Below are 17,580 nucleotides of genomic sequence, written 5' to 3' on the forward strand. Positions count from 1 at the left end.
ATTTTTCCTCATTAAGAACGTAGTGTAGCCGCAAAATCCAACATACGGTTCAGTGGCAACAAAGCGCCTTCACGCAACGCGGCGTCGACATGGATCTCGTGCGCCGCGCCACCGTTCTCCAGCCCTTCGGCAATGGCTTTCAGACCATTCATTGCCATCCACGGGCAGTGAGCACAGCTACGGCAGGTTGCTCCCTCCCCGGCGGTCGGCGCCTCAAGTAACTCTTTCTCTGGCACCGCCTGCTGCATTTTATAAAAGATACCGCGGTCAGTGGCGACAATCAGTTGCTTATGTGGAAGTGTTTTTGCGGCATTGATCAACTGGCTGGTGGAACCGACCGCGTCGGCCAGTTTGACCACAGAATCCGGAGATTCCGGGTGCACCAGGATGGCGGCATCCGGATAAAGCGCCTTCATGCGAATCAGCGCCTGTGTTTTAAATTCGTCATGTACGATGCAGGCCCCTTGCCAGCACAGTACATCCGCACCCGTTTGTTTCTGTACGTAGCTGCCGAGATGGCGGTCAGGCGCCCAGATGATTTTCTCGCCAAGGCTATCCAGATGTTCAATCAACTCAACGGCAATACTGGATGTCACAACCCAGTCAGCACGGGCTTTTACTGCCGCCGAGGTGTTGGCGTATACCACAACGGTACGGTCCGGATGCGCATCGCAAAAAGCGCTGAACTCCTCAATCGGACAGCCCAAATCCAGAGAACACTCGGCGTTGAGTGTCGGCATAAGGATGGTTTTTTCGGGACTGAGGATTTTGGCGGTTTCACCCATAAAGCGCACGCCAGCTACCAGCAGCGTTGAGGCCGGATGTTTGGCTCCAAAGCGCGCCATCTCAAGTGAGTCAGAAATACAGCCGCCCGTCTCTTCCGCCAGTTGCTGAATTTCCGGGTCCGTGTAGTAATGTGCAACCATCACGGCATCACGCTCTTTTAACAAGCGTTTGATTTTTTCCCGATAAAATTCTTTTTCATCACGGCTCAGCGGGAGAGGCTTAGGGGGAAAAGGATAGATTCCTGCTTGCGGATCGAACATTACGCTCATCATGCTTACTCGTTTTACTGGCTTAACAAAATGCCTTTCTTTTACGACAGCGCGGCAAAGGCAAGGCGAATGTGTTTTATATACTAAACAAGATAGCGGATTAAGGGGTAAAAGTCACAATAAATGAACGGATGGGTGATGAAGTGCAAGGGAAAGCGATAAATCGGCTCATTGCAGATAGCAAAAAAGCGCCGCCAGCGCCATTTTTACATTGGTGGGTCGTGCAGGATGACTCGACTTCGCCTCGCCCTTCGGGCGGTCGTCGCAGGCGGCTCCGTTGTCTCACTGCGTTCGACCCGAACCTGCTGCAGGTGTACTCGTCTCATCCTGAGACTCACCCTCCGGGCCAACGCTATCGCGTTGTTCAAAATTGTTCCCGACAATTTTGTCGAATCTTTTATATCGCAGATAGCAAAAAAGCGCCGCCAGCGCCATTTTTACATTGGTGGGTCGTGCAGGATGACTCGGCTTCGCCTCGCCCTTCGGGCCGTCGCCGCAGGCGGCTCCGTTGTCTCACTTCGTTCGACCCGAACCTGCTGCAGGTTCGAATCTTTTATATCGCAGATAGCAAAAAAGCGCCTTTAGGGCGCTTTTTTACATTGGTGGGTCGTGCAGGATTCGAACCTGCGACCAATTGATTAAAAGTCAACTGCTCTACCAACTGAGCTAACGACCCCTTGCGGGATTTTACTGCTTTAATCATTCAGAGTGGTGGGTCGTGCAGGATGACTCGGCTTCGCCTCGCCCTACGGGCCGCTGCTGACGCAACGTTATCCTTCACGTTCTCTACCAGTGACCACCTTGCAATTGGTGGGTCGTGCAGGATTCGAACCTGCGACCAATTGATTAAAAGTCAACTGCTCTACCAACTGAGCTAACGACCCATACGGGTGTCATCTGAAAGATTTTTACTCGGAACCACATGAAGCTGTGGAGCGTGCAGGATGACTCGGCTTTGCATCACCATTCGGGCGTTGCTAACGCAACCATATCCTTCACGTTTAACACTGGAGTAAAGCGTTAAATTGGTGGGTCGTGCAGGATTCGAACCTGCGACCAATTGATTAAAAGTCAACTGCTCTACCAACTGAGCTAACGACCCGAGTGGTGGGTGATGACGGGATCGAACCGCCGACCCCCTCCTTGTAAGGGAGGTGCTCTCCCAGCTGAGCTAATCACCCGATACTTCGCTGGATACTGACTTAGTGGTGGGTCGTGCAGGATGACTCGGCTTCGCCTCGCCCTACGGGCCGTTGCTGACGCAACGTTATCCTTCACGTTTTACTATCGCGTTCCACCAGAACGATTGGTGGGTCGTGCAGGATTCGAACCTGCGACCAATTGATTAAAAGTCAACTGCTCTACCAACTGAGCTAACGACCCACTTTTGCGTTGCTTTTGGTTTGTTTGATATCCCGTGGCAACGGCGGCATATATTACTGATTTAAGAACGCAGCGCAACAAGAATTTCGAGGAAGATCACCTGACTGCTTATGATTCACGCGACAAGACCAGAAAAAAAGCGATTTCTGGTCATGTGCTATTCATCACATAGAACCGAGACGTTTCTGTGCCTGTTTTGCACCTTCGGTACCCGGATACTTCGCGACCACCTGCTGGTAAACGGCTTTCGCCTTTGCCGTGTCACCTTTGTCTTGCATGATCACGCCGACTTTAAACATCGCATCTGGCGCTTTCGGTGATTTGGGGTAATTTTTCACAACGGAGGCAAAATAGAACGCCGCATCATCCTTTTTACCCTTGTTGTAATTCAACTGCCCCAGCCAATAGTTGGCATTCGGAACATAGGTTGAATCCGGGTATTTTTTAACAAAGTTCTGGAATGCGGCAATCGCGTCATCCTGGCGAGATTTATCCTGTACCAGGGCAATCGCTGCATTGTAATCGGTATTGGCATCACCGCTTTGTACCGGTGCGCCAGAGGTTGCCGCTTCGTCAGGCGCTGCCTGTGCCGCTGCCCCACCCTGATCGCCCGAAGCCTGCTGCGTTTGACCTGCCGCACCGCCGTTACTCAGACTACCGATCTGCTGCTGAATTTGCTGCTGACGTTCAACAACCTGATTAAGCTGGTACTGACTTTCCTGAATTTGGCCACGCAGGGTGTCAATATCCGCCTGGTTATCAGCGAGTTGTTGCTGGAGTTGAGTTAAAAGCTGGCTGTGAGCATTAGAAATACGCTCGAGTTGAGTGACACGGTCTTCGACCGAGCCTGAGCCGACACTACTGATTGGCGCTTGAGCATTAGCGGCCCAGGGGGCCGCTATGCCAACCAGTAACGACAGACTCAATAAATGATGTCTGAGGTTACTGCTCATGCAATTCTCTTAGTAAACCAGTACGGCACGACGGTTTTTAGCGTAAGCCGCTTCGTCATGACCCAGTACTGCAGGTTTTTCTTTACCGTAAGAAACGATGGAGATCTGGTCAGCGGTAACACCTTTACCCTGCAGGTACATTTTAACGGCGTTAGCACGACGTTCGCCCAGGGAGATGTTGTATTCCGGAGTACCACGTTCGTCCGCGTGACCTTCTACGGTGACTTTGTAAGACGGGTTGCTACGCAGGAAGTTAGCGTGCGCGTCCAGCATCGCAGCAAAATCAGAACGGATGTCATACTTGTCCAGATCAAAGTAGACGATGTTGTTCTGCTGCAGCTGCTGCATCTGCAGACGAGCTTGCTCTTCAGAAGACATGTTACCGTTACCGTTCATACCAGTGCCCGCACCCAGCATACCTTCGCCATTCTGGTCGTTGGTTGCTTTTTTAGAAGAACAGGCCGCGATTGCCATGATCGGCAGAACCAGCATCAGGCCTTTCAGCACTTTGTTCAGTTGCATTTCGTTAATTCCTTTAATTACCAATTATTATTTAGACAGATACGGCGACCAGGCAGGGGATTTCACCTGTCCATCAGACGCCGGAATACGCGCTTTGAAACGCCCATCTGTAGAAACCAGATTCAGCACGGATCCCATCCCCTGAGAAGAGCTGTAGATTACCATCGTGCCGTTAGGTGCCAGACTCGGCGATTCATCCAGGAACGTTGACGATAAAACCTGCACGCCACCCGCTACCAGATCCTGCTTGGCAATGTGTTGCTGACCGCCATCGGAGCTCACCATTACCATAAACTTACCGTCAGAACTTACGTCAGCATCCTGGTTTTGTGAACCCTGCCAGGTGATGCGCTGCGCAGCGCCGCCGTTAACGTTAATTTTATAAACCTGTGGACGACCTGCCTGGTCGGAAGTAAACGCCAGATTCTGGCTATCCGGGAACCAGGTGGGTTCAGTGTTATTGCTGCGACCGTCGGTGACCTGACGGATTTGACCAGACCCCAGATCCATCACATAGATGTTCAGGCTACCGGTTTTTGACAGCGCAAAGGCAATCTTAGAACCATCCGGAGAGAACGCCGGCGCACCGTTGTGACGCGGGAAAGACGCAACCTGACGAATCGCGGTACTGGACAGATCCTGAATCACCAGCGCAGAACGACCACTTTCGAAGGTCACATACGCCAGTTTAGAGGCATCTGGCGACCACGCCGGAGACATCAGCGGCTGTGAAGAGCGGTGAACGACGGCAGTGTTGAAACCATCGTAGTCAGAGACGCGCAGTTCGTACGGGAACTGGCCGCCACTGCTCTGGACGACATACGCGATACGGGTGCGGAATGCACCTTTAATGCCGGTCAGTTTCTGGAACACATCGTCACTGGCAGTGTGCGCGCCATAGCGCAGCCACTGTTTGCTGACGTTGAAGGAGTTCTGTGCCAGTACGGTACCCGGCGCACCGCCGGTGTCGACCAGCTGGTAAGCCACTTTATAGGTGCCATCCGGGTTCGGGCTGACCTGGCCCACAACGACAGCATCAATACCCAGTGCAGACCATGCTGCGGGCTGAACTTCCTGTGCCGTCGCCGGCTGCTGAGGCAGACGAGAACGATCCAGAGGATTGAATTTACCGCTGTTACGCAGATCCGACGCCACGATATTGCCGATATCCTCTGGCGCGCCGCCAGGGCCTGCCCACTGGAAGGGCACAACACCGATTGGGCGTGCCGAGTCCACCCCCTGGGTGATCTCGATACGTACTTCTGCGTGCAGCACCGCTGCCCACAGCATCAGAAAACCAAACGCTACACGTAATGCCTGCTTCATCTCATCTCCCTTATCCGGGCGGAAAACCCGCGATAATTTAGCAGAATGTTAACAAACTCAATTATACAAAACTACCGAAACACAGGGACTAACTTAGTCTGTTTTCCCTGCCCGTGCAGAAGAATTCGTAACTAAGGTTTAAAGTCCAGAGGTACATTTCTAAAGACCTTATAGACCTCAGCCGTTGGCGGTTTAGGGAACTTCGACATACGATTTGTCGCGGCTAACATCGCCTGACAAAACGCTGGGTCGCCCCCCTCCTGCGCCACTGAGAGCAAAGTGCCGTCTTCTGCAATTTTCACACGCAACGTACAGGTTTTGCCCGCATAAGTGTCCCAGTCATACAGATGGCCTTTAATCGCCGCCTGTACTTGAGACATATAAGCACTGATATCAGCCTGAGACGCTCCGCCTTGACCTGCCTTACTTCCTTTAGCAGGTGAATCGCCACCTGTGGTACCACTGGAATGACCTTTCGGCGCATTCTTACCGGAACTCAGGTCGCCCAGCAGATCGTCAACACCTGACGCGGCAGCCGCTTTCTCTGCAGCCGCTTTCTTGGCTGCAGCCGCTTTCTCGGCAGCGGCTTTCTTATCGGCAGCAGCCTTCTCAGCAGCCGCTTTCTTATCTGCAGCGGCCTTCTCAGCAGCAGCGGCTTTTTCAGCGGCGGCTTTCTCTGCCGCTGCCTTCTCGGCAGCCGCGGCTTTTTCAGCGGCGGCCTTCTCTGCTGCGGCTTTTTTCGCAGCGTCCGCAGCCGCCTTCTTCTCAGCATCCTGCTGAGCTTTCTTCGCGGCTTCTGCTTCGGCTTTCTTCTGAGCATCGGCTGCAGCTTTGGCCGCTTCTGCTTCAGCTTTTTTCTTCGCATCAGCCGCCGCTTTGGCTGCATCGGCTTCTGCTTTTTTCTGTGCATCTGCCGCCGCTTTCTTCGCGGCTTCCGCGGCTTCTTTTGCCTGTGCATCCGCTTTCGCTTTTGCATCAGCAGCGGCTTTTGCTGCAGCTTCTTCCGCCTGTTTCTGCGCTTCCTGCGCTTTCTTCGCGGCGTCTTCTGCTTTTTTCTGTTCTGCGGCCTGCTCACGGGCAGCTTCTTGCGCCTGCAAACGTTCCTGCTCAAGCTGTTTTAAGCGCTCCTGCTCGGCAGCCTGTTTTTCACGCAGTTCTTCTGCCTGCTGCTGGGCCTGCTTGTCACGTTGCTCTTGCGCACGCTTTGCGCTGGCCTGTTGCTGCTGCTGACGGTTGTAATTCTGGACAACGGCACCGGGATCGACCATTACCGCATCAATAGAAGAACCGCCGCCGCCACCCGCAGAAGCATCAATATTTTCATCAAACGAACTCCAGATCAGCAGTGCAACCAGAATCACATGCAACACCGCCGAAATGATTATCGCTCGTTTAAGTTTGTCGTTTTGTTCGGTTGCCTTTGACACTCTCGGTTCCCAAAAACTGCCGCCTGTTAAGCCGGTGATCAGATAGGCTGCGTCATCAAGCCAACCGATTTAACACCCGCGCTGTGTAACAGGTTTAGCGCTTTAATGATTTCATCGTAAGGCACTTCTTTTGCGCCACCGATCAAGAAAACGGTTTTCGGATTTGATTGCAGGCGACGCTGCGCTTCTGCAATCACTTGCTCTGGCGGTAGCTGATCCATGCGATCTTTTTCCACCACCACGCTGTATTGTCCGACACCGGAAACCTCAATAATGACCGGAGGATCGTCATTGGTGCTGACGGTTTTCGACTCTGTCGCATCCGGCAGGTCAACCTCCACGCTCTGGGTGATGATCGGTGCGGTTGCCATAAAGATCAGCAACAGCACCAGCAGCACGTCCAGCAGCGGAACAATATTGATTTCGGATTTGAGGCCACGACTGTTACGGCTGCCCCGTCCACGCGTTCTGGCCATGGTTTACCCCTTGTTGCTCTCGGTGCTGGTAAACGCCTGACGATGCAGAATAGCCGTGAACTCTTCCATAAAGTTGTCGTAGTTCAGCTCCAGTTTGTTCACGCGCTGGTTCAGGCGGTTGTAGGCCATTACCGCCGGAATCGCTGCGAACAGGCCGATTGCGGTGGCGATCAACGCTTCGGCGATACCCGGCGCAACCATCTGTAAGGTTGCCTGCTTCACCGCACCCAGTGCGATAAAGGCGTGCATGATCCCCCACACCGTACCAAACAGACCAATATACGGGCTGATGGAACCGACGGTACCGAGGAAAGGAATATGCGTTTCCAGGTTTTCCAGCTCGCGGTTCATCGAAATGCGCATCGCCCTGGATGCCCCTTCAACAATCGCTTCCGGCGCATGGCTGTTGGCACGGTGTAAACGCGCAAACTCTTTGAACCCGCTGTAGAAGATTTGTTCCGAACCCGTCAGGTTATCACGACGCCCCTGGCTTTCCTGGTACAGACGCGACAGTTCAATGCCCGACCAGAACTTGTCTTCAAAGGCTTCCGCTTCACGACCGGCTGCGTTGAGAATGCGCGTTCGCTGGATGATGATGGCCCAGGATGCGATTGAAAAACCAATCAAAATCAACATGATAAGTTTGACCAGAAGGCTAGCCTTCAGGAACAAATCAAGGATGTTCATGTCAGTCACTGCTTAAACTCCGCGACAATAGACTTGGGAAGCGCACGAGGCTTCATTAAGAGTGGATCAACACAGACAATCAGTACCTCAGCTTCGTTCAGAACTGTATTCTCTGCGTTGACGATCCGCTGCGTGAAGACCAGAGAGGTCCCGCGCATTGATGTAATTTCCGTTTGGACTTCGAGCATATCGTCGAGTCTGGCGGGCGCAAAATACTCCAGCGTGAGCTTGCGTACCACGAATGCGACGCGCTCGGCCAGCAAGACTTGCTGGCTAAAGTGATGGTGGCGCAGCATCTCAGTGCGTGCTCGTTCATAAAAAGCCACGTAGCTGGCGTGGTAAACCACACCACCGGCGTCGGTATCTTCGTAATAGACACGAACCGGCCATCGAAACAGCGTTGTATTCACTTTACATCCCGGTAATGCAATTAAATTGTGTCCTGTCATGGTTCGCGGATGGTGCTGATGAACAATGGCAGGACTCAACCTCAAGTTAGAGCTTTTAAACTTCGCTACTATACGCGCGGGGAAGATGGTTTGGAATGGGTAGAAGTAAACGGAGAGTAAAAATATATGGGCTTTTGCAAGCCCATATCATAAGCGGAGATTTCTTATTCAAAAGAAGAAGAAAATCAAACCTGCCAGCATTACCAGGTCTGCGATCAGCGGGCAAAAAATGCCTTGCCAGTGTATCGCGCGGGGACGGAATCCTACTCCATGAATCACACCAGCGCAGACGGCCCACATCAGCAGAAAGCCATGCCAGATTTCCAGGTCGCTGGTCTTTGCCGCGAAGCGCGAGGGATCCCAAAAGATACAGCCTGCCAGCACTAATGCCATAATTAAGGAAAGCGCCCTTAACGGGCGCTTATCCATTACCGCATAAAGTTTCGCGATAATCTCGTTCATCAATGCTCTTCTTGCTTACCGGCTTTCAGCGCTTCCACGTGTTCAAATGCCAGCGCCGTAATCACTCCAAAAGCACAGGCAAGAAGCGTTCCTAAAATCCATGCGAAATACCACATTATCAGCTCCTTACTTAGTACAGAGAGTGGGTGTTGCTTTCGATGTCTTCTTTCGTAATACGACCGAACATTTTCCAGTAACACCAGGCGGTGTAAATCAGAATGATCGGTACGAAGACCAGCGCCACAAAAGTCATCAGGTTCAGGGTCAACTGACTGGAGGTAGCATCCCACATAGTCAGACTGGCGTTCATCATAATGCTTGACGGCATGATGAACGGGAACATCGCGATACCCGCAGTCAGGATAATGCAGGCCAGGGTCAGTGAAGAGAACACGAACGCCAGTGCGCCTTTTTCCGCACGCGAAGTCAGCACCGTCAGCAGCGGCAACACCACACCAAGGGCAGGAATCGCCCACAATGACGGGATGTTATTGAAGTTCGCCAGCCAGGCACCAGCCTGACGCGCCACTTCTTTATTCAGCGGGTTGGAAGCAGCATGGTGGTCCATTGCGGAAGTCACAACATAACCATCAATACCGTAGACCACCCACACCCCGGCCAGCACGAAGCAGATCGTGGTAACCAGCGCGGCAACCTGCGAGGTTGTACGTGCACGCAGATGCAGTTCACCCACCGTACGCATTTGCAGATAGGTTGCGCCCTGGGTGATGATCATCGCCACGCTTACCACACCGGCCAGCAGACCAAACGGGTTGAGCAACTGGAAGAAGTTCCCGGTGTAGGTCAGACGCAGATATTCATCGACGCTGAACGGTACGCCCTGCAGCAGGTTACCAAAGGCAACACCAATGACCAGCGGCGGCACAAAGCTACCGATGAAAATGCCCCAGTCCCACATGTTGCGCCAGCGGCTCTCTTCGATCTTAGAGCGATAGTCAAAACCTACCGGACGGAAGAACAGAGAGGCCAGCACCAGGATCATCGCCACATAGAAACCAGAGAACGCGGCGGCATAGACCATTGGCCAGGCAGCGAACAATGCACCACCCGCCGTGATCAGCCATACCTGGTTACCGTCCCAGTGTGGTGCGATGGAGTTGATCATCACACGGCGTTCGGTATCGCTACGACCCAGGAAACGGGTGAGCATGCCCACCCCCATGTCGAAGCCGTCGGTGACGGCGAAACCGATCAGCAGAATGCCAACCAGCAGCCACCAGATAAAACGTAATACTTCATAATCGATCATTTGACGACTCCTGTCTTAGCGTGCCGGCTGAGAAGCCACAGTGGACTGCTCGTAATGATAGCGGCCAGTTTTCAGGCTGCTTGGGCCCAGGCGTGCGAACTTGAACATCAAGAACATTTCAGCCACCAGGAACAGGGTATACAGACCGCAAATCAGAATCATCGAGAACAGCAGGTCGCCTGCGGTCAGGGTCGAGTTCGCCACAGCGGTCGGCAGCATTTCACCGATAGCCCACGGTTGACGACCGTACTCCGCCACAAACCAGCCGGATTCGATAGCAATCCACGGTAGCGGGATGCCATACAGCGCAGCACGCAGCAGCCATTTTTTCTCGCCGATGCGGTTACGGCAAACGGTCCAGAACGACACGGCGATGATGAACAGCATCAGCACGCCACACGCCACCATAATACGGAAGGCGAAGTACAGCGGCGCCACACGTGGAATGGAGTCCTGCGTTGCCTGTTTAATCTGCGCTTCAGTCGCATCCGCCACATTCGGCGTATAGCGTTTGAGCAGCAAGCCGTAGCCCAGGTCTTTCTTCACGTTGTTGAACTCATCGCGTACGGACGGGTCTTTCGAACCGGAACGCAGTTGCTCAAGCAGGTGATACGCTTTCATACCGTTACGGATACGCTCTTCATGCTGCACCATCAGGTCTTTCAGGCCGATAACCGGCGTGTCGACAGAACGGGTAGCGATGATGCCCAGCGCGTAAGGGATCTGGATGGACATATGGTTTTTCTGCGCATCCTGGTCCGGAATACCAAACAGGGTAAACGCAGCCGGTGCAGGTTGGGTTTCCCACTCAGCTTCGATGGCCGCCAGTTTGGTTTTCTGCACGTCACCCATTTCGTAACCGGATTCATCACCCAGTACGATAACGGACAGCACGGCAGCCATACCGAAGCTCGCTGCGATAGCAAAGGAGCGTTTCGCGAACGCGATGTCACGACCGCGCAGCAGGTAGTAAGAGCTGATACCAAGGATGAAGATGGCACCGCAGGTATAGCCAGAGGCCACGGTATGGACAAATTTCACCTGAGCAACCGGGTTCAGTACCAGTTCGGCGAAGCTGACCATTTCCATACGCATGGTTTCGAAGTTGAAATCTGCAGCAACCGGGTTTTGCATCCAGCCATTTGCCACAAGGATCCACAACGCGGACAAGTTGGAGCCCAGCGCGACCAGCCAGGTCACTGCCATATGCTGTACTTTGCCCAGACGATCCCAACCGAAGAAAAACAGACCTACAAAAGTGGACTCGAGGAAGAAGGCCATCAAACCTTCAATGGCCAGTGGCGCACCGAAGATGTCCCCAACGTAGTGAGAATAGTAAGACCAGTTAGTCCCGAACTGGAACTCCATGGTCAAACCAGTGGCCACGCCCAGAGCAAAGTTGATACCAAACAACTTGCCCCAGAACTTGGTCATATCTTTATAAATCTGTTTGCCGGAGAGGACGTAGACCGTTTCCATAATGGCCAGCAAGAACGCCATACCGAGCGTCAGTGGCACAAAAAGGAAGTGGTACATCGCGGTCAAGGCAAACTGCAAACGTGACAGTTCGACTATATCTAACATCATGACTCCTTGCTCATCGCATGAAGACTCCGAGAGTAAACCTCGTCAGCGAAGGTTTACGCGCATGCCCCAATACAAAAGTTGTTGCACTTTTAAATCATCATCAGCAATAACGTTGATGCTGATTCAAAAAAGTTACAACTACGTTAATAAAAAACCCAAATTGATCTCTCGAATATATTACTCCGCAAACCCCTTACAATAAAAAGGTTTTTATTGTGTTTGTTTTACGTTTTTCGACAGTGATCAATTTATACTGAATTTAGCAGTTTTAAGCCAATTTGATCGGCGACAATTTAACTATTTTTGATGCCTTTTCCAAGCTTTTAAATATTGATTTAAATCAATTTCATCAGTTTCTGTTAATTTTGTAGACACGGCATCCTTTTAGTAAAAAAGGTGTTAACAATATGTATATCTTAACGCAGACAACCGTTATCAAACGGTCGCGAAAGAGAAATAATTACCCGCTTATTTAACGTTTAATCCTGAGTGCGCATTACGGCTTGCAAAAAAGGTCGGATTGCTCAGGGAAAAAGAGGTGATTTTATTACCCTCATTTATTTCACAATAATTTCACTTTCAGGAAAAAATATTTAACACCACAGGGTTACTATTCAATAAAAAAGGCCGCGCAGTGTTACGCAGCCTTAAGTAAAAATCTAACAGGAACGGCTTATTAACATTCCTCAAGGTTATGATTGTTGGCTTTCAGCGTTAATTTGTCCCAACAATTCCAGAAGCGCATCCACATCCTGCCGCTGTGTGCGCCAGGATGAAACACTGATACGTAGCGCTGGCCTTCCCTGCCAGCGGGTACTGCCAAACCAGGTCTTACCCGATGCTTGTACCGCAGCCAGTACTGCCTCCGTTTGCGCGTCACTTCCACAACGAAACAGTACCTGATTAATCACCACACGGTTCAGCACCTCAAACCCAAACTGTTTGAGCCCCTCGCTGATGACACGCGCCAGCATGCAGTGTTTGTCGACCATCTCGCGTACCCCTTCACGACCCAGCACGCGCAGCACGGCCCAAACCGGGATGCCTCGTGGACGACGAGAAAACTCCAGCGTCAGATTCTTCTGCGCATCGGCACTGGCGCTCATGTAAACCGCATCGCTGTTCATCGCCCCGGCCAGTACCTGAGGATCACGACAAATGACCATTGCGCAATCATAAGGCGTGTTGAGCCACTTATGGGCATCGGTGGTCCAACTGTCAGCCAGTTCAATGCCCTCTGTCAGCGCCGCCTGTGATGACGCGCGAGTCCAGAGACCAAAGGCGCCGTCAACATGGACCCATGCCCCTGCCGCGTGGGCCCGTGGGATAATCTGCGCGAAAGGATCAAACTCACCTGTATTCACCTCCCCTGCCTGCAGGCAAAGTATGGTGCGGGCATCAAGCGGCGGCAGTTGCTGCACGTCAACACGCCCGAACGCGTCTACTGGCGCAATAATCAGTCGCGACATGCCGAACCCCAGAATACGCAGCGCCTTTTTCACCGTGATGTGAACCAACTCAGAGACCACCACTTTGATTTCCGGCGCGCCGGGCAACCCGTCGTTGTCGATATCCCAGCCTTCACGTGCCAGCAGCTCACGGCGCGCTGCCGCCAGAGCGGCTAAGGTACATGCCGTTGCGCTGGTGCCAAAACCAACGGCGCTTTCACGCGGCAAGTCCAGCGCTTCCAGCACCCAGCGGCCCGCAACACGTTCCACCGTGTCGGCAACCGGTGAGTTCAGAAACGACGAGGCGCACTGATCCCAGGCGACCATTAACCGCTCAGCCGCTGAGGCGGAAGGCAATGTCGCCCCCACCACGAAACCAAAATAACCCGGCCCGTTCGATGCTGTAGTCGCAGGTGAACCAATATCATCCAGCAGGGCCAGCGTCTGCTCAGCCGATTCCCCTGCCTGCGGTAGCGGTTCATCAAACGCGCTTAGTGCGGCGATAGCGTCAGCATCAGGAAAAACGCGTCGCGTGCTGTTCCCCTCCAGATAACGTAAGCCGCGCGCATCAGCCTCAGCCAGCAGATCCCGTTCGTTCATCTCATTACCCCTGTTGTCTTAATTCTTATCTGGCATCAGATGCCGTGTTAACGCCCATATCATCAGCGCCAGTAGACTTACCGTCGCCCCTAATAAACAGACCCCCTGCCAGCCATGGTGAGCAAATACCGTAGTGGTCGCGATAGCCCCAACCCCACTTCCCGTGGCGTAGAACAGCATATAGAGGGCAATCAGCCGCCCGTGTGCCGCTGACGTGCGCAAAATCATGCTCTGATTGGTAACGTGCAGCGCCTGCCCACCCAAATCCAGCAGCACAATCCCTACCAATAACAGTGCCAGGGAATGCTCAAGCTGTGACAGGGGCCACCATGCCAGTGATAGCAGCACCAGCGCATAAAAACTGGTGCGCTGCCCATGACCGCGATCGGCATCGCGCCCGGCTCTGGTCGCGGCAAGGGCTCCCGCCACACCGGCAAGCGCAAACAGCCCAATCACTGTATGTGAAAAACCATAGGGAGGCGCACTTAGCGGGAGCACCATTGCACTCCAGAAAATCGTAAAGGCGGCAAACATTAACAACGCCAGCACGCCGCGAATTTGCAATACGCGATCGGTACAGAGTAATGTCAGCATCGAGAACAGCAGTTGTCTCGCACTGACGGATTCGGGATGCACACCAAAGCGCGGCAGTTGTCGCCAGAGCAGCGGCAGCAGTACCAGCATCATTAACGCAGAAGCGCCATATACTGCGCGCCATCCCGCCAGATCGCTTACCACACCGGCAAAGACACGTGCCAGCAGCAAACCAATAAAAACACCGCCTTGTGCCGCGCCAACCACCCGCCCACGCTCCTGAACATCGGCAGCACTGGCCGCACAGGCGATAAGCCCCTGCGTCATCGCCGTGCCCAGCAACCCCGTCGCCAGCATGCCCACCAGCAAAACCCAGGCAGATGGCGCCATCACAACGATCCCAAGCGCAGCAATCAGCGCCAGCAGTTGCAACAACATCAGGCGCCGTCGCTCCACAATATCCCCCAACGGCACCAGCAGCAGTAATGCCAGCGCACAGCCCACCTGCGTTGCGGTAACCACACCGCCGACCGCAGCCTGGCTGATGGCGAAGTCCTGTGCCAGAATGTCGAGCAGCGGTTGCGCGTAATAAACATTCGCCACACTCAGCCCACTGGCGATGGCAAACAGCAACACCAGGCTACGCGGCATCGCTGTCGGTTTCATGGTTTCACTGCATGGGGGTGCAGTGGGCATACGGCATATCTCTTCTTTCATCGCCCAACCTGGTTGCAAAAGAAAACCAGTTGAAGCGTAAACAAACCAGTTTTAAAATGCAACTTGAAAGTTTTTCACGAGGCCCGGCTATGACATCTGAACGCTCCCCCGCTTACCAGCCCTGCCCGGTCGCCCGGTCAGTCGATATCATCGGCGATCGCTGGGCGCTGCTTATCGTGCGCGACGCGTTCGACGGTGTGCGGCGTTTTGGCGATTTTCAGCGTGGCCTGGGGATGGCGCGCAATATTCTCACCGACCGTCTGCGTAAGCTGGTCGAGGCGGGTATTTTCGCCACCCAGCCTGCGTCTGACGGCACGGCGTATCAGGAGTATGTGCTGACGCAAAAAGGGCAATCGCTCTTTCCGGTTATTGTCGCACTACGTCAGTGGGGCGAAGGCCATCTCTTTGCCCCGGGCGAACCGCATTCGTTGCTGGTGGATACACGCACCGGTGAGGCTATCCCACCGATGGCCCCGGTCGCGCCTGACGGCCAAACATTGACCGGTGAAAACACCCGCGTGCGTAAAATCGGCGCATAAAAAAGGCCGCTCTTTTCGGAGCGGCCAACCATGTCGAACATATTACAGCCCCTTTCAACGAGGGGCATTGAGTCTTATTTGATAATCGCTTTCAGCGCTTCGCCGATATCGGCCAGGCTGCGAACTGTTTTCACGCCAGCGGCTTCCAGAGCGGCGAATTTCTCATCCGCTGTCCCTTTACCCCCTGCGATGATTGCACCCGCGTGACCCATACGTTTGCCTTTCGGCGCGGTCACACCGGCGATATAGCCTACAACCGGTTTGGTCACGTGATCTTTGATATAAGCCGCCGCTTCTTCTTCCGCGCTACCACCGATTTCACCGATCATGACGATCGCTTCAGTCTGCGGATCTTCCTGGAACAGTTTCAGGATATCGATGAAGTTAGAGCCCGGGATCGGGTCGCCGCCGATACCCACACAGGTGGACTGACCGAAGCCGTAGTCGGTAGTCTGCTTAACCGCTTCATAGGTCAGCGTACCAGAACGGGAGACGATGCCCACTTTGCCTGGCTGGTGAATGTGGCCCGGCATGATGCCGATTTTGCATTCGCCTGGGGTGATAACGCCAGGGCAGTTCGGCCCAATCATGCGCACGCCCGCTTCGTCGAGTTTCACTTTCACGGTCAGCATATCCAGCGTCGGGATACCTTCGGTGATGGTGATAATCAGCTTAATGCCTGCGTCAATCGCTTCCAGAATGGAGTCTTTGCAGAACGGCGCCGGAACATAGATAACAGACGCGGTTGCGCCCGTTGCTTCTACCGCTTCACGCACAGTATTAAACACCGGCAGGCCCAGATGGGTGGTGCCGCCTTTGCCTGGCGTAACGCCGCCGACCATTTGCGTACCGTAAGCAATCGCTTGTTCGGAGTGGAAAGTACCCTGGCTTCCGGTGAAACCCTGGCAGATAACTTTAGTGTTTTTATCAATTAAAACGGACATTATTTCCCCTCCACTGCGGCAACGACCTGCTGCGCTGCATCCGTCAGACTTTTCGCTGCAATAATATTCAGGCCGCTGTCAGCCAGACGCTTCGCGCCCAGCTCCGCGTTATTACCTTCCAGACGAACGACAACCGGTACGTTAACACCCACTTCTTCTACCGCGCCGATAATGCCGTCGGCAATCAGGTCGCAGCGAACGATACCGCCGAAGATGTTAACCAGAACGGCTTTCACGTTTTCGTCAGACAAAATGATTTTGAACGCTTCGGTTACGCGCTCTTTGGTCGCGCCACCGCCCACGTCAAGGAAGTTTGCCGGTTCGCCACCGTGCAGCTTAACGATGTCCATCGTCCCCATCGCCAGGCCTGCGCCGTTAACCATACAACCAATGTTGCCTTCCAGCGCAACGTAGTTCAGTTCCCAGTGTGCCGCCTGCGCTTCGCGCGGGTCTTCCTGAGACTGGTCGCGCATTTCGCGCAGTTCGGATTGACGGAACAGTGCGTTGCCGTCAGCGCCCAGTTTGCCATCGAGGCAGATCAGGTCGCCCTGTTTAGTGATGACCAGCGGGTTAATTTCGATAAGCGCCAGGTCGCGCTCCAGGAAAATGGTCGCCAGGCCCATAAAGATTTTGGTGAACTGCTGAACCTGCTTACCTTCCAGGCCCAGTTTGAACGCCAGCTCGCGCCCCTGGTACGGCATTGGGCCGGCCAGCGGGTCAAGGGCGATTTTGTGGATAAGGTGCGGGGTTTCTTCCGCCACTTTCTCGATTTCTACGCCGCCTTCGGTAGACGCCATGAACACAACGCGACGGGAGCTACGATCAACAACAGCGCCCAGATACAGCTCTTTGCCGATGTCAGTCGCTGCTTCAACCAGGATCTGGTTGACCGGCTGGCCATTGGCGTCTGTTTGATAGGTCACCAGACGTTTGCCAAGCCAGTTTTCCGCGAACGCGCGAATATCTTCTTTGCTGTTAACAACTTTTACACCGCCCGCTTTACCACGGCCACCTGCGTGTACCTGGCACTTTACTACCCACGGACCCGCGCCGATTTTGGACGCAGCCTCTTCCGCTTCACGCGGCGTCGTGCACGCATAGCCTACAGGAGCAGGCAAACCGTAACGGGCAAAAAGCTGTTTTGCCTGATATTCATGTAAGTTCATGTGTTCTATCCATCCTTCATTAGACTTGTTACGCC

General features: G+C 53.6%; 17 protein-coding genes, 5 tRNA genes and 2 other RNA genes. 1 reads left to right on the forward strand and 23 read right to left on the reverse strand.

Translation table 11 applies throughout. From position 1 onward, the window contains the following. Window positions 1-11: 11 nt before the first annotated feature. The 21 genes from nadA to ACS0RQ_RS19415 form a co-directional block, all read right to left on the reverse strand. Window positions 12-1,055: a quinolinate synthase NadA gene (gene nadA / locus ACS0RQ_RS19315; RefSeq protein WP_271850855.1), complete on the reverse strand. Its 1,044-nt coding sequence runs from the start codon at window positions 1,053-1,055 to the stop codon at window positions 12-14. Between the two features lie 212 nt (window positions 1,056-1,267). Further along, window positions 1,268-1,405, reverse strand: a non-coding RNA gene (locus tag ACS0RQ_RS19320) — RtT sRNA. A gap of 93 nt (window positions 1,406-1,498) precedes the next feature. After that, window positions 1,499-1,626, reverse strand: a non-coding RNA gene (locus ACS0RQ_RS19325) — RtT sRNA. Window positions 1,627-1,655: 29 nt separating this feature from the next. Next, a tRNA-Lys gene (locus ACS0RQ_RS19330) sits at window positions 1,656-1,731 on the reverse strand. Between the two features lie 132 nt (window positions 1,732-1,863). Beyond that, window positions 1,864-1,939 (reverse strand) — tRNA-Lys (locus ACS0RQ_RS19335). 142 nt (window positions 1,940-2,081) lie between these two features. Continuing rightward, window positions 2,082-2,157: transfer RNA gene (locus ACS0RQ_RS19340), tRNA-Lys, on the reverse strand. A gap of 3 nt (window positions 2,158-2,160) precedes the next feature. Further along, window positions 2,161-2,236, reverse strand: a tRNA-Val gene (locus ACS0RQ_RS19345). A gap of 126 nt (window positions 2,237-2,362) precedes the next feature. Next, a tRNA-Lys gene (locus ACS0RQ_RS19350) sits at window positions 2,363-2,438 on the reverse strand. Between the two features lie 164 nt (window positions 2,439-2,602). After that, window positions 2,603-3,391: a cell division protein CpoB gene (gene cpoB, locus ACS0RQ_RS19355; RefSeq protein WP_041852064.1), complete on the reverse strand. Its 789-nt coding sequence runs from the start codon at window positions 3,389-3,391 to the stop codon at window positions 2,603-2,605. A 9-nt stretch (window positions 3,392-3,400) separates the two neighbouring features. Continuing rightward, complete coding sequence (pal, locus tag ACS0RQ_RS19360) at window positions 3,401-3,913, reverse strand: peptidoglycan-associated lipoprotein Pal (RefSeq protein ID WP_041852065.1); 513 nt, start codon at window positions 3,911-3,913, stop codon at window positions 3,401-3,403. 27 nt (window positions 3,914-3,940) lie between these two features. Continuing rightward, window positions 3,941-5,239: a Tol-Pal system beta propeller repeat protein TolB gene (tolB, locus tag ACS0RQ_RS19365; protein WP_041852066.1), complete on the reverse strand. Its 1,299-nt coding sequence runs from the start codon at window positions 5,237-5,239 to the stop codon at window positions 3,941-3,943. Between the two features lie 131 nt (window positions 5,240-5,370). Beyond that, entirely contained in the window at window positions 5,371-6,666 is a 1,296-nt protein-coding gene (gene tolA, locus ACS0RQ_RS19370) for a cell envelope integrity protein TolA (protein WP_041852067.1), read from the reverse strand. A 38-nt stretch (window positions 6,667-6,704) separates the two neighbouring features. Further along, entirely contained in the window at window positions 6,705-7,142 is a 438-nt protein-coding gene (gene tolR / locus ACS0RQ_RS19375) for a colicin uptake protein TolR (RefSeq protein WP_041852068.1), read from the reverse strand. A gap of 3 nt (window positions 7,143-7,145) precedes the next feature. Continuing rightward, the gene (tolQ, locus tag ACS0RQ_RS19380) at window positions 7,146-7,838 is read right to left on the reverse strand and encodes a Tol-Pal system protein TolQ (protein WP_090081892.1); all 693 of its coding nucleotides are present in this window, start codon (window positions 7,836-7,838) and stop codon (window positions 7,146-7,148) included. Beyond that, window positions 7,835-8,239 (reverse strand): tol-pal system-associated acyl-CoA thioesterase, encoded by a 405-nt coding sequence (gene ybgC / locus ACS0RQ_RS19385; protein WP_041852070.1) that lies wholly within the window; start codon window positions 8,237-8,239, stop codon window positions 7,835-7,837. The genes tolQ and ybgC overlap by 4 nt, the downstream gene beginning before the upstream one ends. Before the next feature lie 207 nt (window positions 8,240-8,446). After that, window positions 8,447-8,740 carry a cyd operon protein YbgE gene (gene ybgE, locus ACS0RQ_RS19390; RefSeq protein ID WP_041852071.1) on the reverse strand — a complete coding sequence of 98 codons (294 nt, stop codon included), beginning with the start codon at window positions 8,738-8,740 and terminating at the stop codon, window positions 8,447-8,449. Then, on the reverse strand, window positions 8,740-8,856 hold the full coding sequence (cydX, locus tag ACS0RQ_RS19395; RefSeq protein WP_064572420.1) for a cytochrome bd-I oxidase subunit CydX: 117 nt from the start codon (window positions 8,854-8,856) through the stop codon (window positions 8,740-8,742). Before cydX ends, ybgE begins: the two co-directional genes overlap by 1 nt. A gap of 14 nt (window positions 8,857-8,870) precedes the next feature. Then, window positions 8,871-10,010 carry a cytochrome d ubiquinol oxidase subunit II gene (gene cydB / locus ACS0RQ_RS19400; protein ID WP_271850850.1) on the reverse strand — a complete coding sequence of 380 codons (1,140 nt, stop codon included), beginning with the start codon at window positions 10,008-10,010 and terminating at the stop codon, window positions 8,871-8,873. Between the two features lie 15 nt (window positions 10,011-10,025). After that, window positions 10,026-11,594: a cytochrome ubiquinol oxidase subunit I gene (gene cydA, locus ACS0RQ_RS19405; RefSeq protein ID WP_041852073.1), complete on the reverse strand. Its 1,569-nt coding sequence runs from the start codon at window positions 11,592-11,594 to the stop codon at window positions 10,026-10,028. A 695-nt stretch (window positions 11,595-12,289) separates the two neighbouring features. Further along, window positions 12,290-13,645, reverse strand: coding sequence for a pyridoxal phosphate-dependent decarboxylase family protein (locus ACS0RQ_RS19410; RefSeq protein WP_271850849.1), 1,356 nt, complete (start codon window positions 13,643-13,645; stop codon window positions 12,290-12,292). An 18-nt stretch (window positions 13,646-13,663) separates the two neighbouring features. Next, complete coding sequence (locus ACS0RQ_RS19415) at window positions 13,664-14,845, reverse strand: MFS transporter (RefSeq protein ID WP_271899766.1); 1,182 nt, start codon at window positions 14,843-14,845, stop codon at window positions 13,664-13,666. Window positions 14,846-14,985: 140 nt separating this feature from the next. On the opposite strand from ACS0RQ_RS19415, the gene ACS0RQ_RS19420 reads away from it, so the two are divergent. Further along, window positions 14,986-15,435 (forward strand): winged helix-turn-helix transcriptional regulator, encoded by a 450-nt coding sequence (locus ACS0RQ_RS19420; RefSeq protein ID WP_271850848.1) that lies wholly within the window; start codon window positions 14,986-14,988, stop codon window positions 15,433-15,435. A 74-nt stretch (window positions 15,436-15,509) separates the two neighbouring features. Here the strand turns inward: ACS0RQ_RS19420 and sucD are convergent, their stop codons facing one another. Beyond that, window positions 15,510-16,379: a succinate--CoA ligase subunit alpha gene (gene sucD / locus ACS0RQ_RS19425; protein ID WP_041852077.1), complete on the reverse strand. Its 870-nt coding sequence runs from the start codon at window positions 16,377-16,379 to the stop codon at window positions 15,510-15,512. Continuing rightward, window positions 16,379-17,545 carry an ADP-forming succinate--CoA ligase subunit beta gene (gene sucC / locus ACS0RQ_RS19430; RefSeq protein ID WP_041852113.1) on the reverse strand — a complete coding sequence of 389 codons (1,167 nt, stop codon included), beginning with the start codon at window positions 17,543-17,545 and terminating at the stop codon, window positions 16,379-16,381. Before sucC ends, sucD begins: the two co-directional genes overlap by 1 nt. Between the last annotated feature and the right edge of the window lie 35 nt (window positions 17,546-17,580).

It is taken from the genome of Phytobacter diazotrophicus, from assembly GCF_052061655.1.
In the GTDB taxonomy this organism is placed as follows: Bacteria; Pseudomonadota; Gammaproteobacteria; order Enterobacterales; family Enterobacteriaceae; genus Phytobacter; species Phytobacter diazotrophicus.